Origin of the sequence: Mycobacterium sp. TY815, assembly GCF_030755135.1 — a bacterium.
Taxonomy (GTDB): Bacteria; Actinomycetota; Actinomycetes; order Mycobacteriales; family Mycobacteriaceae; genus Mycobacterium.
Genome location: NZ_JAUFRX010000001.1, coordinates 1,202,129 through 1,227,980, shown reverse-complemented (window position 1 = coordinate 1,227,980; position 25,852 = coordinate 1,202,129). Strand labels below are relative to the sequence as shown.

18 protein-coding genes are annotated in these 25,852 nt (G+C 67.5%); 8 read left to right on the top strand and 10 right to left on the bottom strand.

All coding sequences use genetic code 11. The annotated features are described in order from the left end of the window. Positions 1-6: 6 nt before the first annotated feature. The gene (locus tag QXK92_RS05255; protein ID WP_306240614.1) at positions 7-1,419 is read right to left on the bottom strand and encodes a PPE family protein; all 1,413 of its coding nucleotides are present in this window, start codon (positions 1,417-1,419) and stop codon (positions 7-9) included. Between the two features lie 223 nt (positions 1,420-1,642). On the opposite strand from QXK92_RS05255, the gene QXK92_RS05250 reads away from it, so the two are divergent. From QXK92_RS05250 to QXK92_RS05235, 4 genes are read left to right on the top strand one after another with little or no spacing between them, the layout of a single operon-like run. Then, on the top strand, positions 1,643-3,451 hold the full coding sequence (locus QXK92_RS05250; protein WP_306240613.1) for a serine/threonine protein kinase PknE: 1,809 nt from the start codon (positions 1,643-1,645) through the stop codon (positions 3,449-3,451). 4 nt (positions 3,452-3,455) lie between these two features. After that, positions 3,456-3,941, top strand: a complete 486-nt coding sequence (locus QXK92_RS05245) for an SRPBCC family protein (RefSeq protein WP_306240612.1) — start codon at positions 3,456-3,458, stop codon at positions 3,939-3,941. Between the two features lie 54 nt (positions 3,942-3,995). Beyond that, on the top strand, positions 3,996-6,350 hold the full coding sequence (locus QXK92_RS05240) for a Tex family protein (protein WP_371934538.1): 2,355 nt from the start codon (positions 3,996-3,998) through the stop codon (positions 6,348-6,350). A 57-nt stretch (positions 6,351-6,407) separates the two neighbouring features. Next, positions 6,408-7,739: an acyltransferase gene (locus QXK92_RS05235; protein ID WP_306240610.1), complete on the top strand. Its 1,332-nt coding sequence runs from the start codon at positions 6,408-6,410 to the stop codon at positions 7,737-7,739. On the opposite strand, the gene QXK92_RS05230 is transcribed toward QXK92_RS05235, so the two are convergent. The 4 genes from QXK92_RS05230 to QXK92_RS05215 form a co-directional block, all read right to left on the bottom strand. Next, positions 7,678-8,121: a nuclear transport factor 2 family protein gene (locus tag QXK92_RS05230; protein WP_306240609.1), complete on the bottom strand. Its 444-nt coding sequence runs from the start codon at positions 8,119-8,121 to the stop codon at positions 7,678-7,680. The two genes, QXK92_RS05235 and QXK92_RS05230, sit on opposite strands and share 62 nt — an antisense overlap. Before the next feature lie 12 nt (positions 8,122-8,133). After that, on the bottom strand, positions 8,134-9,258 hold the full coding sequence (locus QXK92_RS05225; RefSeq protein WP_306240608.1) for an FAD-dependent oxidoreductase: 1,125 nt from the start codon (positions 9,256-9,258) through the stop codon (positions 8,134-8,136). Beyond that, complete coding sequence (locus QXK92_RS05220; protein ID WP_306240607.1) at positions 9,255-10,157, bottom strand: DUF1295 domain-containing protein; 903 nt, start codon at positions 10,155-10,157, stop codon at positions 9,255-9,257. Before QXK92_RS05220 ends, QXK92_RS05225 begins: the two co-directional genes overlap by 4 nt. A gap of 131 nt (positions 10,158-10,288) precedes the next feature. Continuing rightward, the gene (locus QXK92_RS05215; RefSeq protein WP_306240606.1) at positions 10,289-10,564 is read right to left on the bottom strand and encodes a DUF4235 domain-containing protein; all 276 of its coding nucleotides are present in this window, start codon (positions 10,562-10,564) and stop codon (positions 10,289-10,291) included. A gap of 324 nt (positions 10,565-10,888) precedes the next feature. On the opposite strand from QXK92_RS05215, the gene QXK92_RS05210 reads away from it, so the two are divergent. Continuing rightward, complete coding sequence (locus QXK92_RS05210; protein ID WP_306240605.1) at positions 10,889-14,887, top strand: PPE family protein; 3,999 nt, start codon at positions 10,889-10,891, stop codon at positions 14,885-14,887. Between the two features lie 6 nt (positions 14,888-14,893). Here QXK92_RS05210 and QXK92_RS05205 read toward each other — a convergent pair whose 3' ends face one another. Together QXK92_RS05205 and glgX are read right to left on the bottom strand one after the other, a co-directional pair. Further along, positions 14,894-15,655 carry a sensor domain-containing protein gene (locus tag QXK92_RS05205; RefSeq protein WP_306240604.1) on the bottom strand — a complete coding sequence of 254 codons (762 nt, stop codon included), beginning with the start codon at positions 15,653-15,655 and terminating at the stop codon, positions 14,894-14,896. A 120-nt stretch (positions 15,656-15,775) separates the two neighbouring features. Further along, positions 15,776-17,986, bottom strand: a complete 2,211-nt coding sequence (gene glgX, locus QXK92_RS05200) for a glycogen debranching protein GlgX (protein ID WP_371934343.1) — start codon at positions 17,984-17,986, stop codon at positions 15,776-15,778. A 269-nt stretch (positions 17,987-18,255) separates the two neighbouring features. Between glgX and QXK92_RS05195 the strand changes: the two genes are divergently transcribed. Next, positions 18,256-19,746 (top strand): DUF4185 domain-containing protein, encoded by a 1,491-nt coding sequence (locus tag QXK92_RS05195; protein WP_306240603.1) that lies wholly within the window; start codon positions 18,256-18,258, stop codon positions 19,744-19,746. Here the strand turns inward: QXK92_RS05195 and QXK92_RS05190 are convergent. Further along, positions 19,743-20,564 (bottom strand): SDR family NAD(P)-dependent oxidoreductase, encoded by an 822-nt coding sequence (locus QXK92_RS05190; RefSeq protein WP_306240602.1) that lies wholly within the window; start codon positions 20,562-20,564, stop codon positions 19,743-19,745. The genes QXK92_RS05195 and QXK92_RS05190 overlap by 4 nt on opposite strands. A gap of 37 nt (positions 20,565-20,601) precedes the next feature. Between QXK92_RS05190 and QXK92_RS05185 the strand changes: the two genes are divergently transcribed. After that, the gene (locus QXK92_RS05185) at positions 20,602-22,212 is read left to right on the top strand and encodes an arylsulfatase (RefSeq protein ID WP_306240601.1); all 1,611 of its coding nucleotides are present in this window, start codon (positions 20,602-20,604) and stop codon (positions 22,210-22,212) included. Positions 22,213-22,215: 3 nt separating this feature from the next. Here the strand turns inward: QXK92_RS05185 and QXK92_RS05180 are convergent, their stop codons facing one another. Both QXK92_RS05180 and QXK92_RS05175 read right to left on the bottom strand, forming a co-directional pair. After that, complete coding sequence (locus QXK92_RS05180; protein ID WP_306240600.1) at positions 22,216-23,619, bottom strand: acyl-CoA desaturase; 1,404 nt, start codon at positions 23,617-23,619, stop codon at positions 22,216-22,218. A 15-nt stretch (positions 23,620-23,634) separates the two neighbouring features. After that, on the bottom strand, positions 23,635-24,732 hold the full coding sequence (locus QXK92_RS05175; protein ID WP_306240599.1) for a ferredoxin reductase: 1,098 nt from the start codon (positions 24,730-24,732) through the stop codon (positions 23,635-23,637). 273 nt (positions 24,733-25,005) lie between these two features. Here QXK92_RS05175 and QXK92_RS05170 point away from each other — a divergent pair, with 273 nt between their 5' ends. Next, positions 25,006-25,851, top strand: coding sequence for an SDR family oxidoreductase (locus QXK92_RS05170; RefSeq protein ID WP_306240598.1), 846 nt, complete (start codon positions 25,006-25,008; stop codon positions 25,849-25,851). Position 25,852 lies beyond the last annotated feature (1 nt).

The window sequence follows — 25,852 nt, the reverse complement described above, 5'->3', positions numbered from 1 at the left end:
CGGCCCTCACGCCCGGCGACTCTGATCCCAGGTGGCGGGCATCATCGGAAGTGTCGGTGCCTCGGTGAAAGAGCTTCCCGGCAGTGTGGCCGCGCCGGCGGCACTGTCGATTCCGGATATCGTTGCGGTACCGGTGAATCCGAGTGTTCCGGCGCCTGCGCCGGATTGACTGACCGCTGGCGGTACTGAGTCGCCGTCCAGAGTCAGATATTCATCGCGGTAACCGCGGCTCTGCAGGTCGTCGCGGCGGCGCCGGCGGGACCGGGCGGTTGCGGCGGCGGCGGTCGCGGAATTCGCGGTGACCTGGGACGCGGGTGCGCTCGCGGCCACTTTGGTGCGCAGGGCAGGGCCGAGTGTCGGGCCGGGGCTGGGACCCGGGCCGATGAGGTAGGCGAATCCCTGGGCGGGCGCGACCGAGGGCGCACCGGCCACCGCCTGCGCGGCGGGCGCCGACGGGCCGGGGGCCGGGCTGGGCGCCGGGGCCGCACCCGCGGTCGCGCTCACCGTGATGCCGGCGACTGGCAGGACGCGTTCGGCGGCAGCCGCCGGTATGTCGGCGCCGACGGCGGCCCCGATCTCGGGCAGGGCGCACAGCGCGGACAGGCCGAGGGCCAGTGGGATCGCGGCAAATCCGGGTGCCGAGATGACCGTGTAGATGGGGGAACCCAGCAGCGCGAACGTTGCGGCATAGGCGAATACGTAGATCAGGGGCAGCCAGGTGGTCACGGCGGCCGCCGGATTGGTGGCGAAGTCGGTGATGAGCTGCACGGCGGTGCCGAACGGATTGGTGACGAGTGACTTGAGCACCCGGTACATGCTCGAGAAATGCTCGGACCAGGCGAGTGCTTCTTCGATGGGATCGGTGGGCGCGAACTTGGCCGGTTCGGCGGTACCGATCTGCGGCGCGGTGTCCGTTCCGGGTACCGAGGTGACGGCGGACGAGGAAAGCGCTTGGTAGACAGTCATTGTCGTGGCTGCTTGAATCCACATGCGGACGTAGTCCGCTTCGTTCAGTGCGATCGGAATGGTGTTGAGCCCGAAGAAGTTGGTCGCGACCAGTACGCCGTGCACGGCATGGTTGGCGGCCAGTTCAGCCAGGGTCGGCATGGCCGCCAGCGCCGCGAGGTAAGCGGCGGCAGCCACCTCGTGCTGCGCGGCGGCGCCGGCGGTCTTGATGCTGGTCTGCGTCAACCAGTCCAGGTACGGCACGTGTGCCGCTGCGTAGCGGCCGGCCGTCGGGCCGTCCCATGCTGCGCCCTGCACCGCGGCGAGTATGGACGTCAACTCCGCTGCCACCGTAGCGAACTCCTCGCTGAGGGCGCGCCACCCGGAAGCGGCGGCCATGAGGGTGCCGGCTCCCGGGCCCTCGCTCAGCAGGCTCGCGTGCACTTCCGGTGGCGCCGCCATCCATACGGTCATCAGTACTGTTCCTCCTCGTCACCCGAACCGTCTGTCAGAAGTTAGCACTGCCTAACCTAATCAAACTTAGGGTGCCCTTTCCAGGTTTCACATCAACCGCTTAGGTAACTGGCGGCGGGCTCGTCCGCAAAGCGCGCCTCGCGGTTGCGTGAACCATTAGCCTTAGGCGCGAAGGCGCCCCGGTACGGATAGCTGCGCGCGAAAGGCGGGTGAGAAGTCGGCGATGGGTGACACGTCCGAGGGTTCGCGGGTGGGGACGCAGTTCGGGCCGTACCGGTTGCGGCGCCTGGTGGGGCGCGGCGGCATGGGCGACGTCTACGAGGCCGAGGACACCGTGCGCGAGCGTGTCGTAGCCCTGAAGCTGATGTCGCAGTCGCTGTCCCAGGACCCCGTGTTCCGCACCCGGATGCAACGCGAGGCCCGCACCGCCGGACGCTTGCAGGAACCGCACGTCGTGCCGATCCACGACTACGGCGAGATCGACGGCCAGCTGTATGTGGACATGCGCCTGATCGACGGCAAAGACCTCGCGGCGATCCTGAAGCGCTACGGACCTCTCACCCCACCCCGCGCCGTGGCGATCATCCGCCAGATCGGCGCTGCCCTGGACGCCGCCCATGCTGCCGGGGTGACGCATCGCGACGTCAAGCCGGAGAACATTCTGGTCAGCGCCGACGACTTCGCCTATCTCGTCGATTTCGGCATTGCCAGCGCGGGTTCCGACGAGAAGCTCACCCAGATGGGCAGCACGGTGGGAACCCTGTACTACATGGCGCCGGAGCGCTTCGGCGAGGGCGAGGTGACCTACCGCGCCGACATCTATGCCTTGGCCTGCGTGCTCTACGAGTGCCTGGCCGGATCGCCCCCGTACCGGGGCGACCAGCTCAGCGTGATGGGCTCGCATCTGAACAAGCCGGTTCCGCGGCCCAGCGTGGCGCGTCCGGGTATCCCGGCGGCTTTAGACCAGGTGATCGCCCGGGGGATGGCCAAGGATCCAGCCGATCGCTATCCCACCTGCGGCGACCTGTCGGCGGCGGCGTACGCGGCGCTGGCCTCGCCCGACCAGGACCGCGCCGCCGACATTCTGGAACGCAGTCAGGTCGGGCAGCTGCCGACCCCGCTCGCCGGCCAGACGCCCGGCACATTTCCGGCCACGCCGCCCCCCGCGATGGCGCAGGGCCCCTCCTGGCCCGCACCCGGAACACAGCCGGCCGCCCAGGGCGGCCCGGCGCCAAACCCGTGGGCCGCTACGCACGGCTGGGGAGGTACGCCCGCCGGCCCCACCGGCGCGCCCCCGTGGGGCCAACCGCCGCCGCGTCAGACCGGACTGCTGCGCAAGCCCTACGTATGGGCGGGGCTCGCGATCGCCGTGATCGTGGCGATCGCCGGTGGGCTGATCATCGGTTTCGCGAAGCCGAGCAACCCAGGCCCGCCGAGTAAATCGTCAACGCCGCCGCCGGCGGAGGACGCGGTGCAGATCAATGTGCTCAATGACGGTGTTTTCATCGGCAGTTCCGCGGCCGTCGCGACCATCGATGTCTTCAACGAACCCATCTGTCCGCCGTGCGGTGCGTTCATCAGGTCCTACGCCAGCGACATCGACACCGCGGTGAACAACAAGAAGCTCGCGGTGCGCTACCACCTGCTGAACTTCCTCGACGAACAGTCACACACCAAGAACTACTCGACCCGCGCCGTCGCGGCCTCGTATTGCGTTGCGGCGCAGAATGACCCGAAGGTCTACACCGGCTTCTACGCCGCCCTGTTCGGCAGCGATTTCCAGCCGCAGGAGAACGCCGCGTCTGACCGCACCGACGCCGAACTGGCACATCTGGCGCAGACGGTCGGTGCCAACAGCACGGCGACCAACTGCATCAAGTCGGGCGCCGACCTCGGCACCGCCCAAACCAAGGCCAACAATGCCAGCGCCTCGTTGGCCGGCTTCAACGCCAACGGCACCCCGTTCGTCTGGGACGGCAGCAGCGGAGTGGACCTGCAGAACCCGAACTGGCTGACGAAACTGATCGGATGAGCTGATGACCGACCGCATCGAGGTCCAACGCACCGTCGCGGCTCCCGCGGCCGAGGTCTTCGGGCTGCTCTGCGATCCGCGCGGGCACGTCGCCATCGACTCGTCGGGCATGCTGCAGGACGCCGAAGGGGACCCGGTGGCGGCCGTCGGCGACACGTTCGTGGTGCACATGGACCGCGAGTCGCTGAACGATTTCCCGCAACTCGGCAAATACGACGTCACCGTCGCGATCACCGAATACGAGCCGGACCGGCTGATCGCCTGGACCATCCTGGGGCAGATCCGGCCTCAGATCGGCCACGTCTACGGCTATCGGCTCGAGCCCGCCGAGGACGGTGCGGCGACGGTGGTCACGTCGTTCTACGACTGGTCGCAGATCGACCAGCATTGGCGCGATGCCGGCATCTTTCCCGTCATCTCCGAAGGCGCGCTGCGGGCAACGCTCGGCATTCTGGACCGGACCGTACGGGGGCGCGCCGGACCCGGTTGACGCGCGCTGTCGGCGGCGTTCGGTAGGGTCCTCCGCGTGACTGCGACAGCCCCCATCAAATCCGTAAACGCCCGTCTCGCTGAGGAACTGGCGGTAGAACTGGCGCAGGTGACGGCCGCGGTCAGGCTGCTCGACGAGGGCGCCACCGTGCCCTTCATCGCGCGTTACCGCAAAGAGGTCACCGGCAGCCTGGACGACGGGCAGCTGCGGACCCTCGAGGAACGCCTTCGTTATCTGCGGGAACTCGACGAACGCCGCGCCGCCGTACTCGCGTCGATCGCCGAACAGGGCAAGCTGACCGACGAGCTGAAGGCGGCGCTGCTGTCCGCCGACACCAAGGCCCGGGTCGAAGACATCTACCTGCCGTACAAGCCCAAGCGCCGGACCAAGGCGCAGGCTGCCCGCGAGGCGGGTCTGGAGCCGCTGGCCGACCGGCTGATCGGCGACCCGGCGCTGGTCCCCGAAGCCGCCGCGGCGGACTTCACCGGAGATGACTTTCCGGATGTCACAGACGCCGCGGCCGCGCTGGAGGGCGCCCGGCACATCCTCATCGAACGGGCGGCCGAGGATGCCGAACTCGTCGGCGCGATTCGGGAGACATTCTGGGCACGGGCGGCGCTGCGTACCACACCGTGGTCCGAAGAGACAGCGAAAAGTGCTGAGGCGCAAAAGTTCCGGGACTACTTCGACTTCTCCGAGCCGCTGGAGAACATGCCGTCGCACCGGGTGTTGGCGGTATTGCGCGGTGAGAAGGAGAAGGCGTTGGCGTTCGCCTTCGACGGCGGGCCCGACGACCTGTACGAGGCGATGATCGCGCGCACCCTCGACATCGACCTGTCGGGTGCGGCTCAGCCGGCCCATCGGTGGCTGGCCACGACCGTCAGCCTGGCCTGGCGGGCCAGATTGATGTTCTCCGCCACGGTCGATGCGCGCATGCGGTTGCGCCAGCGAGCCGAAGAGGAGGCGGTTGCCGTGTTCGCCAGGAACCTCAAGGATCTGCTGCTCGCCGCCCCTGCGGGGGCCCGCACCACGCTGGGCCTGGATCCCGGTTTCCGCACCGGCGTCAAAGTGGCGGTGGTCGACGGCACCGGCAAGGTGCTCGACACCTGCGCGATTTATCCGCACCAGCCGCAACGGCAATGGGATGCCGCCAAGGCCGCTCTCGCCGCGCTGGTAGCCCGCCACGGGGTCGAGTTGATCGCGGTCGGTAACGGCACGGCCTCGCGCGAAACCGACGCGCTGGCAAGCGAACTGATCGCCGACATCCGGGCCGCCGGCGGCGGGTCGGTGCAGGTCCCGGCCAAAGCAATGGTGAGCGAGGCCGGCGCATCGGTGTATTCCGCGTCGGCCTACGCCGCGCACGAACTACCCGACCTCGACGTAACCCTGCGCGGCGCGGTGTCGATCGCCCGGCGCCTGCAGGATCCCCTCGCCGAGTTGGTGAAGATCGAACCGAAATCCATCGGCGTCGGGCAGTACCAGCACGACGTGACCCCGGGGATCCTCGCCCGCAGCCTGGATGCGGTGGTCGAGGACGCCGTGAACGCCGTCGGCGTGGATCTGAACACCGCGTCGGTGCCTCTGCTGGCGCGGGTGTCCGGAATCTCCGAATCGCTGGCGGAGGCCATCGTCGCCCACCGGGACAACACCGGTCCGTTCGCCAACCGGCGCGCGCTGCTGAACGTTCCCCGGTTGGGGCCCAAAGCATTCGAACAGTGTGCGGGCTTCCTGCGGATCCGCGGCGGCGACGATCCACTCGATGCGTCGGGTGTGCACCCGGAGGCATATCCGGTGGTCCGGCGGATTTTGGACCGCTCCGGCGTCACCCTCGCCGAGATCATCGGCAACGAGCGTGCGCTGCGCAAGCTGCGCCCGGCCGACTTCGCCGACGACAGGTTCGGCGTTCCCACGGTGACGGACATCCTCGCCGAGCTGGAGAAGCCGGGCCGCGACCCGCGACCGGCCTTCACCTCCGCGACGTTCGCGGCGGGCGTCGAAAAGGTCGCCGACCTCAAGCCCGGCATGGTCCTCGAGGGCGTGGTCACCAACGTCGCCGCGTTCGGCGCCTTCGTCGATGTCGGTGTGCATCAGGACGGCCTGGTGCACATCTCGGCGATGGCCGAACGCTACGTCTCCGATCCGCACGAGGTGGTCCGCTCCGGTCAGGTGGTGCGGGTCAAGGTCATGGAGGTCGACGTCGAACGTCAGCGCATCGGTCTCAGCCTGCGGCTGGGCGACCAACCGCAGCGCGACAAGCGTCCGGACCGGCAACCCGGGTCCCGGGCCGGAGGCAAAGGCGCACCGCAGCAACGAAATTCGCAGCACTCGGCGAATTCGCGGCGGCGGTCACCCGAGCCGGCCGGCAACGCGATGGCTCAGGCCCTGCGCGACGCCGGTTTCGGGCGGTGACCCCGGACGCGTAGTACTACTCATCCCGCGGTCCGGCCGGCTGGGCATGCTGGACGAATGCCCCTTGCTACCTCCGTGCCCAATCCTGCTGTGCTCGAATCCGGCCGCACGCGCGACCGCGCCGTCGACGTCGCCCGACTGGCCGCGCTGGTCGTGGTGATGTTCGGGCACTGCGCGCTGCTGCTCGCCACCATCGACTCCGGTGGTGTGCGGATCGGCAACCTGCTCGGCGAGATCCCCGCGATCGCCCCGGTGACCTGGCTGGTTCAGGTGATGCCGCTGTTCTTCCTGGCCGGTGGCGCCGCGGGCGCCTACGGCTGGCACTCCGGCAACGCCTGGGGTTCCTGGCTGTTCGCCCGGGCCCAGCGCCTGTGCCGGCCGGTGTTCTGGTATCTGGCGGCGTGGACGGTGGCGCTGCTGGTGGTTGGTGCAACGCTCGGCGACGAATCCGCCGACGGGCTCGGGCGCGAGTGCGTGGCGCTGCTGTGGTTCCTCGGCGTCTACCTGGTGGTGCTGGCGTTCGTCCCGGCGTTGAGCCGGTTGCGAACGGGGCGGGCGGTCCTGGTGACGGTCCTGGGTCTGCTCGCTGCGGCGGCCGCGATCGACAACATCCGTTTCGTGGTGGGAACGCCCGAGTCCGGTGTGGCCAACTTCCTGATCGTGTGGCTGATTCCGGTGGTGATCGGGGTCGCCTACGCCCGCCGGCTGATCGGTGTGCGCGCGGCGGTGGCTGCGGCTGTGTCCGCGTTGTCCGCGCAGGTGGCGCTTGCCGCCGCCGGAACGTACGAGGTCTCGCTGGTGGTGACCGGTGCGGAGCGGGTGTCCAACGTCTCGCCGCCGACATTGCTGCTGGCGTTGCACTGCACCTGGATGTCGTGCGCGTTCGTGGCCGCCGCGGGACCGGTCCGGCGATGGGCGCAGCGCCCGCGGGTCTGGCGGGCGGTCGCGGTGGGCAACGGGGGAGCGATGACCCTGTACCTGTGGCACATTCCGGCGATCGCCGTCGCCGCCGTCGGTCTGAATGCCGCCGGCCTGGACGCCTATGACGTACACGCCCCCGGCTTCTGGGGCCTGCTCGCGCTGCGGGCGGTGGTGTTCGCCGCCGTGATGGCCGTGATGTTCCGGCTGCTGTCGCCGCTCGAGCACCGGCGCCTGCCCTGGTGGGACGCGCCGGTGGGTTCGTCTGCCGTCCGATCCGCGACCGCCGGCGCACTGATCTGCGTTGCGGGTGTCGCTCTGGTGCTGATGGCCAAGAACGGTCTGGCCGGTGTCGACGGCTGGGCGGCGCTGGGCGGCTTCGTCGCCGCGGCGGGATCCGCGCGGATGATCAGCGGTGCGCCAGCTGCGACGTCGGAGCTGCCCAGTCGGTCGACACCGTCCGCTGTGTGATCAGCCACGTGCCCTCAGCCGGAACCAGCACATCGCGGTAGCGTCCGACGTGGTCCAGACCGACGTGGGTGACGACGGTGAAGTACGAGGACACGTGTGCGCGGTCCGCCGTGACGTCGGTGAAGAGCACATTGGTCAGGATGTGCCGGACCAGGGGCCTGCGGTCCGCTCCGGCGGCAGCGGCGGCGTTGCCGGTGACACCGCGCAGGAAACCGGCGATCTCGGCTCTGCCGCGTAACGGCGGCAGGCCCCGTATCTCCAGCAGCCCGTCTTCGCAGAACGCGGCGGCGAGATCGTCGAGCCGGCCGGCGTCACCTGACCAGTTGTACCGGGCCAAGGTGTCGCGAATCTGTTCGCGCGCAACGAGTTCCCAAACGTCCATGGTTGCGGCAGGTCATCCGAACGGGCGGTTCTCGCGAACGCCGCGGTACATTCCCCAGCGCACGATCACCGGCATCACCACGTGCTCGACCGCCCACAGCGGGAATCGGAAGGCGTGGCCGGTGGGGAAGAACACCTCCAGGCCGTTGCGCTGAACTCCGACCAGCGAACCCCAGCGGCGTGCCGGTGCCTTGAAGGATCGCAACGGGCGGTCGGCGAACGCGGCGCGGATATTGCGGGCTACCAACGCATCACCGCGATTGCGCGCCGAGCTGCGCAGCGGATCAGTCGCCGCCACGTCCCCGACGGCGAACACCTCGGGATGGCCGGGTAGCTGAAGCTGGTGCGTCACCCGGACGAATCCGAACTCGTCCAGCAGTTCGGGCGGCAGCCAGCCGGTGTTGGGGTGCACCCGCCCGATCGCCCACAGCACGGCGTCGCCGACTGCCGGCGTCTGTCCGGTGCTCCAGCGCACCGGCTCGCTGGTGATCTCGCTGCCGGTGAATTCGTCGGTGATCACGGCCCGGTGCCCGGGGTGCAGGCCCACCCCGAGCTCGGCCAACCGGCCGGCGATCCGTTTCCAGGTCCGCGGGTGGTACTCCCGCAGCGGGCGGTTCCCGGGGAAGTACAGGTCGACCTGCTTGTCGGGCCAGGTGGTCGCCATGTTGACGGCACTGCTGACCGCGGCGGCGCCGCCACCGACGATGATCACCGATCTGGCGGTCGCGAGCTGCTCGTGCGCGGCGTAGAGACCGGCACCGATCTCCGCTGGGGACTGCAGGGAGGGTTGACGCCAGAAGCCATTGCTCACACCGGCGGCGATGACCAGCGCGTCGTACGGTTCGGCGACCGTCGTGCCGTCCTCAGCGCGACCATGAACCGTTCGCCTGGCGAGGTCGACTCCGGTCAACTCGGCCTGCACCGTCCGCACCCGGTCCAGCTTGCGGAACCTGTCGAACGGGATCCAGTAGTCCCGCGCCCAGTCGTCGGGGCGCGCCAGCCGCACGCCGAGTTCCTGGCCGCTGACCAGCCCGGGTTTGGCGGAGATTCCCACCACCTCGAAATGGGGTGCCAGATGGATGGCGGTCAGTATGCCGACATCGCCGAGCCCCGCGATCACGACCCGCTTGCGGCTCATGCCACCGATTTCCGCGGCGGTCGCGGCACGAAGCGCGATACTCGGTCGATGACCCGCTGGTATTCCGGGCGGCGCTGCAGACTACGCGTCTCCATCATCGGGATGCTGGCACCGAGGAACATGGCCAGCATCGCCGCCGCTCCGGCGAACAACCACCACCAGTCCGACGGCGCGGCCGCGACTCCGAACAGGGCCAGGGAGAACCAGAACCCGAACTCGCCGAAGTAGTTCGGGTGTCGCGACCAGCTCCACAACCCGCGGTCCATCGCCGCACCGGCGCGGGACTCCCGGACAAACCGGTGCATTTGCACATCGGCCGCGAGTTCGAGGGCGACCGCCGCCAGTCCGAGCGCGAACGCGACGAGCGTGAGCCAGCGGATGTCTGCGCCGGGCCGGGTCACGCAGACGTAGACCGGCAGCATGCCCGCGAACACCTGCAGCGTGGGGATGAGGTGGATGGCCACCAGGTCGACGACGAATTCCCAACGGCCGGCGCGTTCCTTGAACATCGGGTAGCGCCAGTCCTCGTGGTGGAGGCCGGGAAACCCGTAGACCCAGTTCGCGGTCAATCGCACCGCCCAGACCACGATCACCGCCATCACCAGCCAGCAACGCACCTGATCGACACCGGCACCGGCCTGGCTCCACCAGTACAACGCCAACAGCGGCGGTATGACGCTCCAATACGCGTCGTAGAAACTGGAATTGCGATAGCGGCGGCTGAAGGCGAACACCACCAGGGTGGCCAGCACGTCGGCGATCAGCGAATCGAGCCACAGATGTCCGGTCCGCGGTCCCCAGGCCAGCCAGCCGGCTGCCACCCCGATCGCGATCACGTACGCAAGGGTCACCAAGGTCAGCGACCGCGCCTTGCTCATCCCTGCCCGCGTGGAATTCATCTCTGCCACTGCGCTTTTCGGCGAGCGCGCGTCATCCGGGTCTCCTTCAGCGCATGGCCCGGTCGGCCCGGGCTCCCGGCCACGGTCGGCAAAACTGTAACACGTTCTACCAGCGTGGCCGACGGCCCGCGTCAGGGCGTGGGCGACTCGTGAGTGACGGCTTGATATCCCCGGGCACCCGCCCGGTCGACCGCAGCCTTGACCACACCGAATATCAGCCCCTGCAGGCCGGCGCCGATCAGGGCGGTGCGGGTGGAGTTGCTGAGATCCTTCGGGTCGGGCGGCGCCTGGTCATCGTCGCTGAGGCGTTTCCAGACCTGGCTGAAGAGGGCGCCGGCAAGCAGGCCGCCGGTGACACTGGTAGCCATCGACAGCGGCAGATAGAGGGCTTTGGATTTTGCGCTCATGACGGTCCTTCGTTTGTGTGGTCGTTGATACCGGTGTTCCCGAATCCGCCCGATCTCCAACGCTCTTTCGCCGAAGTCGATGAATATTTGGCGAAATGCGAAACATGATCGCCAGCTGCCGGATATGTTTTTGCTGCCGATCTGCTCAGTTATTTCCGGTGGTTGCTCGATCTCGTCAAAGAGAGGCGCGTGCATGGTGGACAGCCCGCCGGGCAACCGATCGTTATGCGTGAGCAGCGGGTGGGGGGTGTTGCGTGCGGCGGCTTCGAAATTGGGAGCGGCGGCCGGCCGGTTGAGCCCAGATGTTGAGAATGGACTGCTTCTATGAGTTTTGCGGTGCTGCCCCCCGAGATCAATTCGCTGCTGATGTATTCCGGTGCCGGGCCGGGGCCGATGTTGGATGCGGCCTCCGCGTGGGAAGGTCTGGCCGGCGAGTTGCAGGCCGCGGCTTCGTCATTCAGCTCCGTCACCACCGGGCTGGTGGGCGGAGCGTGGCAGGGCCCGGCTGCAGCGGCCATGGCTGCGGTGGCCGGTCCGTACGGCAGTTACCTGAACACGGCGGCGGCGCAGGCGGCAGGAACCGCGGCCCAGGCAGCCGCTGCCGCGGCGGTCTTCGAGGCCGCGCAGGCCGCCGTCGCGCACCCGGCGCTCATTGCCGCCAATCGCAACGAGATTGTGGCCCTGGTGATCTCGAATCTGTTCGGTCAGAATGCGCCCGCGATCGCGGCCGCCGAAGCTTTCTACGAGCAACTGTGGGCCCAGGATGTGTCGGTGATGGCGGGCTATCACGCCGGGGCATCTGCGGTCGCCCAGGCGCTCGCGCCGTGGCAGCAGGCGCTGGCCCTGCCCGGCGCGGGCGTGGACTTCAGTATCTCGGTCTTCGGCCTGCAACTGCTGCAGACCGGCACCGCGCAGGCCAACAGCACCTTCGGCGGTTTGGCGGTGGCCACCGGCGCGAATAGTTCGGCGAACGCCGACCTGGCCGATATCGCTTTTGCTTTCGGTGACGGCAGTAGGGCAGCGGCCACCGGAGGCGTGCTGAATATCGCCGGGGTCATCGGCAGCAACTCGACCGCGAACGCCACCGGCGCGGTGAACATCGGCACCGGAGCCCTCGCGTTCGGCAACAACAACACCGTCGTCGCCAACGCCGTCGGCGTGGGCAACATCGGCACGGTCGCGGCCGCTTTCGGGAACGACAACACCGTCTCCGCCACTGCCGAAGGAGTGCAGAACAACGCCACTGTGGCCGCCGCCTTCGGCAACAACAACTCCGGCGTGGCGGCCAAGGTGACCGGCGTGGAGAACACCGGCATCGTCTCAGCGGTCTTCGGCAGCAACAACACCACGGTGTCGGCCGACGCATTCGGCGTCGAGAACAACGCGGTGGTGGCGGCGGTCGCGGGCAGCGGCAACGTCAACGTGCTCGCCGCCGCGGGCGGCGCCGGCGGCAACGAAGGAGTGGTCGCGGCCGCGCTGGGCAACGGCAACGCGGTCGCGGCAACGGCGACGGGCGTCGGCGGCAATCTCGGCACCGTCGCTGCTTCCATCATCGGCAACAACAACGTGATCAGCGCCAACGCGACCGGCGGAGGTCACATCGGCACCGTGGCCAGCGCCCTGTTCGGTGACAGCAACGGCGTCACGGCCAGCTCGTTCGGCCTAAACAACATCGCCACCGTCGCGACCGTCGGCGGCAGCGGCAATACCGCGGTCTCGGCCGACGCGAGCGGCTCGGACAATATCGGCACGGTGGCCACCGCCTTCGGCGCCAACAACCCCAACGTCGCGGCCAGTGCCCTCGGTGCCGGCAACGTCGGCAACGTCGCCACCTCTTTGGGCAACGGCAGCACGGTGACCTCGAAGGTCATCGGGGCGGGCAACATCGCCACCGTGGCGACCTCGGGCGGCAACAACAACGGGGTGGGAGCCAGCGCCGTGGGTGTGGGCGCCAACACCGCCCAGATCGCCACCGCGTTCGGCAACGGCAACACCCAGGTCAGCGCCGATGCCGGCGGTGCCGGTGGCAACGTTGCCACCGTCGCAACGTCGTTGGGCGACAACAACACTGCGAAAGCCAGCGCGTTCGGCGCCGGAAACATCGCCAGCGTCTCGACGGTGTTGTTCAGCAACAACAACACCTCCGCGGCCGAAACGATCGGCGTCGGGAACATCGCCACCCTGGCCACCTCCTACGGCAACGACAACAACGTGTCCGCCGAGGCCAAGGGTGTCGGCGGCAACACCGCCACCATCGCCACTGCGATCGGCCAGGGCAACTCCAAGGTCGATGCGGACGCCGGCATCGCGGGCGGCAATATCGCGACCCTGGCCACTGTCTTCGGTGACAACAACACCGCCCAGGCCAGCGCGCTGGGCGCGGGCAACACGGCCACCCTGTCCACCGTGCTGTTCAGCAACAACAACACCTCGTCGGCCAGCGCCCTGGGCGTGGAAAACATTGCGACCGTGGCCACTTCGTACGGCAACGGCAACAACGTCGCGGCCAGTGCGCCGGGTGTCGGTCTTAACGTCGCCACCTTCGCCACGGCGATCGGCGAGGGCAACACCCAGGTCTTGGCGTCGGCCGGTGGCGGTGGCGGCAACACCGCGACGCTGGCCACCGTGATCGGGGATGGCAACTCGGCGTCGGTCGTCTCGACCGGCCTGGGCAACACCGCGAACATCGCCACCCTGATCGGCAACAACAACACCGCCAAGGTCGACGCGTTCGGCGTCGAGAACATCGCCACCGTCGCGACCGCGATCGGTGACAACAACGGCGTCGTGGCCGGCGCGCCCGGCGTGGGTGCCAACATCGCGACCTTCGCCACCGCGATCGGTGACGGCAACACCACGGTCTCCGCCGAGGCCGGTGGCGGGGGTAGCAACATCGCGACGCTGGCCAGCGTGTTCGGCAACAACAGCACCGCCAAAGTCAGTGCGACCGGCCTGGGCAACATCGCCACGATCGCCACCGGCATCGGTGACAACAGTGGCCTGACCGCCACCGCTTTCGGTGTGGACAACATCGCGACCGTGGCCACCTCCTACGGCGACGGCAACACCTCGGTCGCCGCCGAGGCCGGCGGGGCCGGCGGCAACATCGCCACCCTGGCCACCGTGTTCGGCAGTGGCAACGCGGTCACCGGAGCGCATGCCATCGGGGTCGGCGGCAACATCGTCACGCTGGGCACCGTGATCGGTGACAACAACGCGGCGGTGTCGGCGAGCGCGACCGGCTCGGGCAACCTCGTCTCCATCGCCACCGCAATCGGCGACCAGAACACGGCCACGGTCGACGTGACGGGAGTGGGTAACGTGCCGGTGGCCTCGACGGTGATCGGGGACGGCAACTCGATGAAAGTCAGTGCCTTCGGCCTGGAGAACATCGCCACGCTGGGCACGGTGTACGGCGACGGCAATACCGGCGGGGTGGTGGAAGCCGGTGGTGCGGGCGGCAACATCGCCACCCTGGCCACCGTCTTCGGTGACAGCAACACCGCGGCGGTAGCGCGGGCGGTCGGGATCGGCGGCAATATCGCCACCCTGAGTACCGCGATCACCGACGGGAACGCCGTCTCGGCGACCGCCAACGGCGCCGGCAATATCGCAACGGCTGCCACGGCGTTCGTCGGCGGAGGCAATACGGCCACCGCGTCGGCGACCGGGGTACAGAACTACGCGACCCTGGCCACCGCGGCCGGCGCGGGCAACGGTGTGTCGGCCACCGCCTCAGGCGCCGGTGCGAACATCGCGACCCTGGGCACGGCGATCGGGGACGGCAACACCGAGGTTGCGGCCACGGCGGGCGGCGTCGGCGCCAACATCGCCGTCGCCGCCACCGCGGTCGGCAACAACAACACGGTCGCCGCCAGCGTTGCCGGGCTGAGTGTGGGGGGTGTCGCCACCGCTGTCGGCGACGGCAACACCGGTGTCACGGTCCGCGGACATCAGCCGGCCAACTTCGCGATCGTGTCCACCGTCGTCGGGTCCGGCAACAACCTGGTGCAGGCCAGCGGTCACAGCCCGGTCAACTTCGCCAACATCGCCACCGTCGTCGGCGACGGAAATCACGACGTCTGGGCCGGCGGTGCGGGCGTGCTGAACATCGCGGTGGCCGCCGGCGGCAGCAATTTCGCACTGGCGGGCGATCAGTCCGGGGGACTGGCGGGCGGTAACTTCGCCATCGTCACCGCGAATGGCGCCGGAGCCAAGGCATTCAACGGCTTTCTCAACCTCGCCGTCGCTGCCGGGGACCGCCTGTCGGCGATCGCCGGCCCCGGCAGCTTCCACGTATCGATCCGGCCGCTGACCGGGTAGCGGCCGCTACTGCTTGTCGACCTTGCCGGCGAGCTGGGCGGCGAGCTTGACGCCGGCGTCGCCGGGGTCCTTGGGTCCGCATCCGCTGACGTCGATCACCACGTTGTTGCGCACGGTGAGGGCCCGCTGACAGGTCCCGCCGACGGCGGTGCCGTTGTCGGTTGTGCTGACCGAAATGGTGGTGGTCAGCACGCCATTGGACGAATTCACCTGTCCCACTTTCCAGGTGATCTCAGCACCACCGGGGTCGGCCGGGACGACGAGCGGCCGATCCGCACAGGCCGGCCACGCCTTGACCGAGGCGTCGAAGAACGCCTTCGCCTCGGTCGCGGAGGGGAACGCCACCAGGTACTGCACGGCTTCGGGGTCCATGTCCTTGGATCCCGGCGTGGGCGGGGACGCGCTGTCGTCGCGTCCGGCAGCGCCGGTGAACCCACTGCCCGCGTAAAGCGGGTTCTCGCCAGGGCCATAGGCGAACAGGCACTCGGCGGGCCACTTCCAGCCCTGCGGGTACTGCTTGTTGCCGTCGTCGGCCAGTTTGTCGGACTTGTCTCTGATCGCCATACCCATGGTGCCCATGGTGGCGTCGAGTTCGCCAGGGGTGAGCAGCAGATTCGCCAAGGCCGCCGGCGCCACCGGAGGCTTGGACGACGCCGAGCTGGTTGCCGAACTCGAGGATGACGGCGTGCCGCTGTCGTTGTCGCCGCCGCACGCGGCGACCAAAAGCCCGGCGGCGGCGACGGTGAACGCCGCAGTAAGGGAGCGCATGACCTGTCCTTCTTGCTTGTCGGTGATCGGCAAGCAATCCGCGACTCCCCGGCGCGTCTGCTGCAGTGGGCGGCATGAGCATACTGCCGCTTCGCGCCGGGGGGAACAGTCCGGGCGCGGCTACTCCTCGCGCTGGGTCTGCTCCAACAGCACCACCGCCCGGCCCTGGACCGTGATCTTGCCCTGCGGCGGCTGCGCGTCGCCGTTCTCCACCTGCCCGGTACCGGCCGCCGTGTCCAGCACCGGGAGCCAGCCCGGCCCGAATTCATCAGGGGGCAGGACGAATTCGATCGGTTCGTGGTGGGCGTTGAAGCACAGCACGAAGGAGTCGTCGGTGATGCGCTGTCCACGGGAATCCGTGCCGGGTATGCCCAGGCCGTTGAGGAAGACCGCCACCGATTTACCAAAACCGGAATCCCAGTCCTCGTCGCTCATCTCCGAGCCATCGGGCCGGAACCACGAGATGTCCGGCAGACCTTCCGATCCCCGCACCCGGACCGGGGCTCCGGTGAAGAACCGGCGCCTGCGGAAGACCGGATGCCCGGCCCGGATGGCCGTCACCGCCCGGGTGAACTCAATGAGATCGTTGTCGGCGTTGTCCCAGTTGATCCAGGTCAGCTCGCTGTCCTGGCAGAATCCGTTGTTGTTGCCGTGCTGGGTGCGGCCGAGCTCGTCGCCGTGGCAGATCATCGGAACCCCTTGCGACAGAATGGTTGTCGCCAGGAAGTTGCGCTGCTGCCGGGCCCGCAGCGTGTTGATCTCAGGGTCGTCCGTCGGGCCCTCGGCGCCGCAGTTCCAGGACCGGTTGTGTGACTCGCCGTCGTTGTTGTCCTCGCCGTTGGCCTCGTTGTGCTTCTCGTTGTAGGACACCAGGTCGCGCAGGGTGAACCCGTCGTGGGCCGTGACGAAATTGATGGAGGCTACCGGCCGGCGTGCGGTGTGCTCGTAGAGGTCGGCCGATCCGCTTATCCGGGAGGCGAATTCGCTCAGAATGGCGTCCTCGCCGCGCCAGAAGTCGCGGATGCTGTCGCGGAACTTGCCGTTCCATTCGGTCCACTGCGGCGGGAAGTTGCCCACCTGGTAGCCGCCGGGGCCGACATCCCACGGTTCGGCAATCAGCTTGACCTGGCTGACGATGGGATCCTGTTGCACCAGTTCGAAAAACGCCGACAGCCGGTCGACATCGTAGAATTCGCGCGCCAGGGTGGAGGCCAGGTCGAAGCGGAATCCGTCGACATGCATCTCGGTGACCCAGTACCGCAGCGAATCCATGATCAGCTGCAAGGTGTGCGGATGGCCCACGTTGAGGCTGTTGCCGGTGCCGGTGTAGTCCATGTAGTACTGCTTGTCGTCGTCGACCAACCGGTAGTAGGCGGCGTTGTCGATGCCGCGCATCGACAACGTGGGGCCCATGTGGTTCCCCTCGGCGGTGTGGTTGTAGACGACGTCGAGGATCACCTCGATGTTGGCCTCGTGCAGCGCGCGCACCATGGCCTTGAACTCCTGAACCTGGCCACCCGGCGTGTTGCTGGCGGTGTATTTGAAGTCGGGGGCGAAGAACCCGATTGTGTTGTAGCCCCAGTAGTTTGACAGACCCTTCTCGATGAGCGTCGAGTCGTTGGCGAAGTGGTGCACCGGCATCAGCTCGATCGCCGTCACGCCCAGATTGGTCAGGTGCTCGATGATCGCCGGGTGCGCGATCGCCGAATAGGTGCCGCGAATCCGTTCGGGGATCGCCGGGTGAGTCTGGGTGAGGCCTTTGACGTGTGCCTCGTAGATGACGCTGTCGGCGTACTCGTGGCCGGGCGGGCGGTCCACGCCCCAGTCGAAGTACGGATTGATCACCACCGACTTGGGCATGTTGGCCGCGGAGTCGTCGTCATTGCGGCTGTCCGGATCGCCGAAGTTGTAGCTGAACAAGGACTGGTCCCACTGAAACGACCCGTCGATTGCCTTCGAGTACGGGTCCACCAGCAACTTGTTCGGGTTGCACCGGTGGCCGTTGGCGGGATCGTAGGGGCCGTGCACCCGGAATCCGTAGCGCTGACCCGGCTGAACACTGGGCAGGAACGCGTGCCAGACGAAGCCGTCCACTTCCGGCAGCGCAATCCTGGTTTCGGAGCCGTCCTCGTCGAACAGGCACAGCTCGACCCGCTCAGCCACCTCGCTGAAGACGGCGAAGTTCGTGCCGGACCCGTCGTAGCTCGATCCCAGCGGGTAGGCCTTGCCCGGCCACACCTCCGGCCGGTCGTCGGGGTGCCCCGATCCGGACGTGACCCCCGGCGTCGCGGTCTGCTCTGCGCTGACATTAACCACCGTGCCTCCTGACATTGACGGATTGACCGAACTGGGAACACCGGCGGTCGGGCTCTGTATATCCGCTGCCGGGCCGGGCTAAGCATGGAGTCGCCCACAGTCTGCGACGGACGAGCGAAAGATGCTCGGTGAAAATTGCTTTCGACGCCTGGGGAGGGTTGCGACACGGTCACGGACGCATACCTATTGACTGCCCACGGGTCACAGGGACCTCATTGCTCACTATCGTCACATCAACCCATTGCGGACGTCAATTCGGCGTCCGGCCTCTGGAAAGGTGTGAAATGTCGGCGATTCCTCGCTTCGTTTCGGTATCGCTGGCAGCGGCGGCTGCTGTCGGGCTCATCCTTCCGATCGGCCTGGCCCCCCAGGTACACGCGCTGCCGTGCAGCGCACCTGAAGCCAACGTCCCGCCGCCGGCGAACGCGGTAGTGACCAACCCCGGCGGCAAGGTGCTCGGCCCGATGAACAAGCGGCCCCGCGGCGCGAATGACCGCGCACCGATGCCCAGGCCCGGCCCGTTGCAGCGCGTGTTGCAGCCGGGTCAGCGCTACTCCGCGCCGATGCAACAGCAGGCGCTGGTCCCGGGCGCCAACCCGGCTCCTCCTGTTCCCGCTCCACCGGCGGGCCAGCAACCCCAGGCCGCGCAGCTCGCCCCGGCCCCGGATGCGGCGGTCCCGCCGAACCCGGCTCCGGCACCGGAGCTGCCGCCCGGCTCGCCGGAAGCCGAAGGCGCACTCGGCGGCTCCAACACCTCCCTGGTCGAGTGGGTGACCGGACCCGACGGCCCGAACAAGACCCTGGAACGCTTCGGCATCTCCGGGACCGACCTCGGAATCCTCTGGGACAATGGCGATCCCACTAACCACCAGGTGCTGATGGCCTTCGGCGACACGTTCGGCTACTGCGCCGTCAAGGGCGACCAGTGGCGGTACAACGTGCTGTTCCGCAGCAACGACCACGACCTGTCGCACGGCCTGCACGTCGACGCCGGCGATCCCTCCAACAGATACGCCGGCTCGCCGACCCAGCAACCCGGCTTCTCCCGCCAGGTCATCAACAGCATCAAGTACGCCAGGGAAGAGACCGGAATCATCCCGACCGCCGCGATCTCCATCGGTAAGACCCAGTACATCAACTTCATGTCCATCAAGGACTGGGGTCGCGACGGCGAATGGTGGACGAATTACTCCGGCATCGCAATGTCCACCGACAACGGCCAGACCTGGTCGGTGTACCCCGGCACCATCCGCGCCAACGGCCCCGACGCAGCGCGCGTTCCCTATGTGGAGGGCAACGAGAATTTCCAGATGGGTGCCTACGTCAAGGGCGGCGACGGCTACCTGTACTCCTTCGGCACGCCGAACGGACGCGGCGGCGCGGCGCACCTGTCGCGAGTGCAGCCGCGATTCATTCCGGACCTCACCAAATACGAGTATTGGAACGGTGATTCGAACTCGTGGGTGCCGAACAAGCCATCGGCAGCGACTCCGGTCATCCCGGGCCCGGTAGCCGAGATGTCGGCCCAGTACAACACCTATCTCAAGCAGTACCTGGTGATGTATACCAACGGCGCCAACGATGTGGTGGCCCGGACCGCACCCACTCCGCAAGGCCCTTACAGCCCGGAGCACTTGCTGGTGTCCAATTTCCAGATGCCCGGCGGCGTCTATGCGCCGATGATGCACCCTTGGACGACAGGCAAGGACGTGTACTTCAACCTTTCGCTGTGGTCGGCATACGACGTGATGCTGATGCACACCACGCTTGGCTAGGGGTCGATAGGGCGATTCGTCCATTCCCGCCCGGCGCGGCGCGAGGAACGGAACCATCCGCCCGCCGCGCCCGTCCCGCCGTCGGTCGGGATCGTGTGGCCGGTGACGAACGCCGCGAGGTCCGACGCCAGGAACAGGATCACCCGCGCCTGGTCCTCCGGTTGACCCATGCGTCCGATCGGGACCCATTGCGGCCACTGCGATTGCTCGTCGGGCGAGAGCCATTGGGAGTAGGGCACCTGCAGAGATTCGGTGACGTCCGGCCCGATCGCGTTGACCCGGATTCCGTCGCGCCCCACCTGGACCGCGAGGCTGCGGGTGAAATGGATGACGGCGGCCTTGAAGGCGGCGTAGACCGGATCCTCGGGATAGCCGCGCAGCCCCTCCACGGAGGAGACGTTGACGATCGCGCCGGCCCGCCGTTCGATCATCATCGGCAGGAAGGCCCGGGTGACCAGGAAGACGTGGTGCAGGTTCACTCGGTACAGCTCGTCCCACAGCGCCGGGTCCGTGGCGGCGAACGCGCCCGGGTGGCGCACCCAGTGCCCGACATTGTTGACCAGCACGTCGATGCACCCGTAACCGTCCCGCACGCGGTCTGCGAGCGCGGCGACCTGTGCTGCCTCCCGGACGTCGGTCACGACCGCCAGGCCGCCGATCTCGTCCGCGGTCCGCTGCGCACGCTCGCCGTCGATGTCGGCGACCACCACCCGGGCGCCGTGCTCGGCGAACAGCCGCGCGGTCGCGGCGCCGATCCCGCCGCCTCCGCCGGTGACCACCGCGACGCGATCGGCCAGTAACCCGTTTGCGTGCGCCATGCTCGTATCCTCTGCCGAAGCTGACAGGATGCTCCAGGTGAAGCGACCCAACTTTCTGGTGATTGTGGCCGACGATCTCGGCTTCTCCGACATCGGCGCCTTCGGCGGTGAAATCAAGACCCCCAACCTGGACCGGTTGGCCTATCAGGGGGTCCGGTTCACCGACTTCCACTCGGCGCCGGCCTGCTCGCCCACCCGGGCCATGCTGCTGACCGGTACCGACCACCACGTCGCGGGCATCGGCACCATGCTCGAGGTGGCCGTCCCCGGCTTCCAGGGCGCGCCGGGCTACGAAGGCTATCTGAACGACCGGGTGGTCGCGTTGCCCGAGTTGCTGCGCGAGGCGGGCTATCTCACGTTGATGTCGGGCAAATGGCATCTGGGCGCCACCATCGAACGGTCGCCGTGGGCCCGCGGATTCGAGCGCTCGTTCGCACTGCTGCCCGCCGGTGCCAGCCACTACGGTGGTGGAGGCGCCGGATTCCTCGCTGTGCCAACGCTTTACACCGAGGACGACCAATTCGTCTCGGTCGGCGAGGATTTCTACTCTTCCGATTACTACGCCGACACGCTGCTGCGCTATCTGCGCGACCGTTCCCCCGATGACGATCGGCCGTTCTTCGCCTATCTGCCGTTCCAGGCGCCGCACTGGCCGCTGCAGGCACCCGATGACTCCGTCGCGGCCTATCGCGGCCGCTACGACGCCGGGCCGGACGCGCTGCGCGAGGCGCGGCTGGAGGCGCTGAAGCGGCTGGGTCTGTGCCCGCCCGATGTCGAGGCGCATCCGGTGGTGGCTGACGGCGCCCAGGAGTGGGCCGAGATGACGGACGACGAGCGGGCGCGCTCGGCGCGCAGCATGGAGGTCTACGCCGGAATGGTGGACCGGATGGACTGGAACATCGGCCGGGTGATCGACTATCTGACCGAGACCGGCGAACTGGACGACACCGTGGTGATCTTCCTGTCCGACAACGGCGCCGAGGGCGCGATCGTCGAGGCGATGCCGCTGCGCGGCCCGCAGATCGCCGCGCAGATCGAGAAGTACTGCGACAACAGTCTGGACAACCTCGGGCGCCCCAGCTCGTACATCTGGTACGGCCCGCGGTGGGCGCAGGCCGCCACGGCGCCGTCGCGGCTGCACAAAGCGTTCACCACCGAGGGTGGGATCCGGGTGGTCGGCTTCATCACCTGGCCCGGCTTTGATCGGCAGGCCGAGATCGGCACGGCATTCACAACCGCCATGGACATCGCACCCACCGTGCTGGAACTGGCCGGTGTCGAACATCCCGGCACCAGCTGGCGCGGGCGTGACGTGGAGCCGATGCGCGGCCGCTCGCTCGTGGAGTACCTTTCCGGCGCCGCAGACGACGTGCATCCCGCCGAAACCGGCACCGGGTGGGAGTTGTTCGGCCGCCGGGCGATCCGGCAGGGCGACTGGAAGGCGCTGCATCTGCCGGCGCCGCACGGAACGGGCGCCTGGCAGCTTTACGACCTGTCCACCGATTCCGGTGAGATCCACGATCTAGCAGCCGCCCATCCCGACAAGCTCGCCGAGCTCGTCGAGCTGTGGGAGCGCTACGTCGAGGACAACGGAGTTATCGTCGAGCCGATCTCGGTGTTCGACGCCGATCCATCGCTATTCGGCTGAGAATCAGTCCTTTTCGCGTGGCGGCGGCTGCACTTCTACGCCTCCGGAACGGTGTTCGGGGCCGGCGTCAGGGTGCTCGGCTGGAACGCGCTGGCGGTACTTTTCCGCTTCGCTGGACCGGTGGCTTTCCGTTGACCGCTGCTCCCCGCGGTAGGGGCCCGGCTTCGGCCGCGGCTTCCCACCGGGGAAGGCCAGCCGAAAGATGGTGCGGTGCACGGTGTACCACTGCTTGGAGAACCGCCCGGAGTTGTAGGGCAGTTCGTAGCGCTCGCAGATGTCCTTGATCTTCGGGGCGATTTCCGAATACCGGGAGCTCGGCATATCCGGGTACAGGTGATGCTCCACCTGATAGCCGAGGTTGCCGCTGATCACGTGGAACAGGGGGCTGCCCTCGATGTTGGCGGCACCGACCAGCTGCCGCAGATACCATTCGCCGCGAGTCTCGTCCTCGACCTCTTCCTGGCTGAATGTGTACGTCTGGTCCGGGAAATGGCCGCAGAAGATGATCGCGTGCGCCCACACGTTGCGGATGACATTGGCCAGCGCGTCAGCGGTCAGGGTCCGCAGATACGTGCTCTCCACGCCGGGCAGCACCGTGTCCAGGAAGTCTGCCGCGGCACCGACTCGCCCTGTGCCGGAGATCCTGCGAAGACGCCTTCCGAGGCGGGATTCCGCGGGCTGACTGAGCCGCCCGCGCAGGGCCAGTTGGGTAAGCGCAAACGCCCCCGCACTGATCAGCGGCCAGCCCAGGTAGTCCTTGTTAATCTGCGAGCGTGCTTTGACACCAATGCCTTTGAGGTCTTTGCGGACTTCCGACCACGGCTTCTCGCGGGCACGGATGGCGTCGATATCCATGTCGTGCACCGCCACACCCCACTCGAACAGGACCGTCAGCAACGCGTTGTAAAAGAACTGCCCCAGATACCGCGGGTGCCATTTCTGATTCGGGTCGATCCGCATGATCTCGTAGCCGAGATCCTTGTCCTTGCCGCGGATGTTCGTGTACGTGTGATGAATGTAGTTGTGCGAGTGCTTCCATGACTCGGCGGTGGAGGCGGTGTCCCAGTCCCACACCGAGGAATGGATATCGGGATCGTTCATCCAATCCCATTGGCCGTGCATCACATTGTGGCCGATCTCCATGTTCTCGAGGATCTTCGCCATGCCCAGGCATGCCGTCCCGAGCACCCAAGCGGTCCGCGACCTGGAGGCGAGCAGCAGCACGCGCCCGACCACGACGATCTGCCGCTGGGTCGCTATCACCGTCTTGATGTAGCGGCGGTCGCGCTCGCCGAGGTCGGCGAAAACCTCGTCATGAATGGCGTCCAGCTCTTTTCCGAGCTTTTCCCGTTCTTGTTCCCCCAGGTGGGCGAACGGGTTTTCCGGACGATTGAGGGTAGAAGTCATAGGTGTTCCTCCCGGTCAAAGTTCGAGTTCGACGTCGCCTTCGGCGCTGTTGATGCAGATCCTGACGTCCTGTCCCGTCGGCTCGGTGACGTCACCCGAGCGCAGGTCGCGCAGCTTGCCCGATTTCAGCGTCCCGACGCAGGTGTGGCAGATGCCGATCCGGCATCCGAAGGCGAGCTCCAGTCCGGCGTTCTCGCCGGCTTCCAAAATGGATGTGCCACCGTCACATTCAGCGGTCTTGTCGCTCTTGAGAAAGCTGACCTCGCCGCCCTCGCCCGCACCGGCGTCGCCACCGATCTTCGGCTGAAACCGTTCGTAGTGCAGGCGGTCGCGATCGCCGTTGTTCTCCCAGTGCTCGATCAGCGCGTCGAGCATTTCCTCCGGACCGGAGCAGAACGCTTCGCGCTCCCGCCAGTCGGGGCACACCTCGTCCAAATCACCCGGCTTGAGCCGGCCGCGATCGGAGGTGAGGCGCAGGTCGAGTCGCAGTCCGTCGTGGCGGTTGTCGAGATCCTCCAGAGCGTCCAGAAACATGACCTGCTCGCGCGTGCGTGCGGAATGGATGACGAGCACGTCACGGACTGCGTCGCGTCGGTCCAGGCTGCGCAACATGCTCATGATCGGCGTGATACCGCTGCCGGCGCTGATGAAGAGCATTTTCACGGGCAACGGCTCGGGTAGCGTGAACACTCCTTCGATCTCGCCGAGTCGCACCAACTCGCCGGGCTGGATCCGCTCGACCAGATACGGCGAGACGACGCCGCTGTCGACCTTTTTGGGTGTCACGCTGATCAGACCGTCGGCGGGCTCCGGGTCCGAAGTCAACGAGTAGGCGCGCCAGTGGTACACGCCGTCGATGACCAGTCCGAGGCGGACGTATTGACCAGGCTTGTGACCTGGCCATTCGTACCCGGGCTTGATCAGGACGCTGGCCGCCTTCGAGCCCTGAGGCTCGACCCGCTCGACCTTGCCGCGGAGCTCCTTGGTGGTCCAGAGCGGGTTGATCATCTCGATGTAGTCGTCAGGCTGCAGGGGCTTGAACAACTGCCGCACCGCTCGCAGGAACCACCTGCGACCGCGAGGGACCTGAGGCTGCGCACCGCGTTCGGCCATGAATCTACAGTACACACTTGTACACTCAAATAAACATGCGAGTTGAACAAAGGTGCTTTTAAACTGAATTAGCGGCGTCGAATGTCGTACACTACGCGAACGACTGTTCACTAAGCGAAAGTCTCGTAGAGGCCGGGCAGGCGCTGTGATGGGGATTACCCCGCGTTGCGGGTTTAAACCTTGACGTGTGCCGCCCTGTTCGTCGGTGAAATCCGCGACGCATCGCCCGCGTGTCGCATCGCGAGATTGACCGTCGGCGGATACAAGTAGCGGATGTTGACCAGGAACCCGATCCGGCTCGACGGTGCTGCGGTGGCGATCACCGGCGGGGCCCGGGGCATCGGGCTCGCCACTGCAAAAGCATTCGCCGCCAACGGGTCCCGCGTCTTCATCGGTGACCTCGACGCCGACCTGGCCGCCGCGGCCGCCGCCGAGATCGGTGGGCACGGTATGGCCCTGGACGTCCGGTCGCGGCAATCCTTCGCCACGTTCCTCGATGCCGTGGACGCGTTCGGCACGCCACTGGCGGTGCTGGTGAACAACGCAGGCATCATGCCTGCCGGCCGATTCGCCGACGAAGACGACGCAATCACCGACGCGATTCTCGACATCAACACCCGGGGCGTGCTGATCGGCACCAAACTCGCGTTGCCCGGCATGCTGTCCCGGTCGAGCGGCCACATCGTCAACGTGAGTTCGTATCTGGGCAAAGTGCCCGCAGCCGGTCTGGCGACCTACTGTGCGAGCAAGCACGCCGTGGTCGGGTTCAGCGAAGCCCTGCGCGACGAGATCGCCGGCTCCGGAGTCACGGTGTCGGTGGTGCTGCCCTGTGCCGTGCGCACCGAGCTGACCGCGGGAGTCAAGCTGGGTGGCGTACTGCCCACGGTCGACCCCGAAGACATTGCGGGCGCGGTGCTGCGATCGTGTGCGCACCGGCGCGCCGTCGTCGCGCTGCCCGGCTGGATGCGCGTCTACGAGGCCACCGCCGCGGCAGTACCGGACCGGCTGGTCGCCGCTGTGCGTGGCCGCCTCACCCGGGCACGCGTGTTGCGAAATCTGGACACCCAGGCACGTTCCGGATACGAAGCGCGGGTGCGGGGCGCGGCAGAAACGCTCTAGC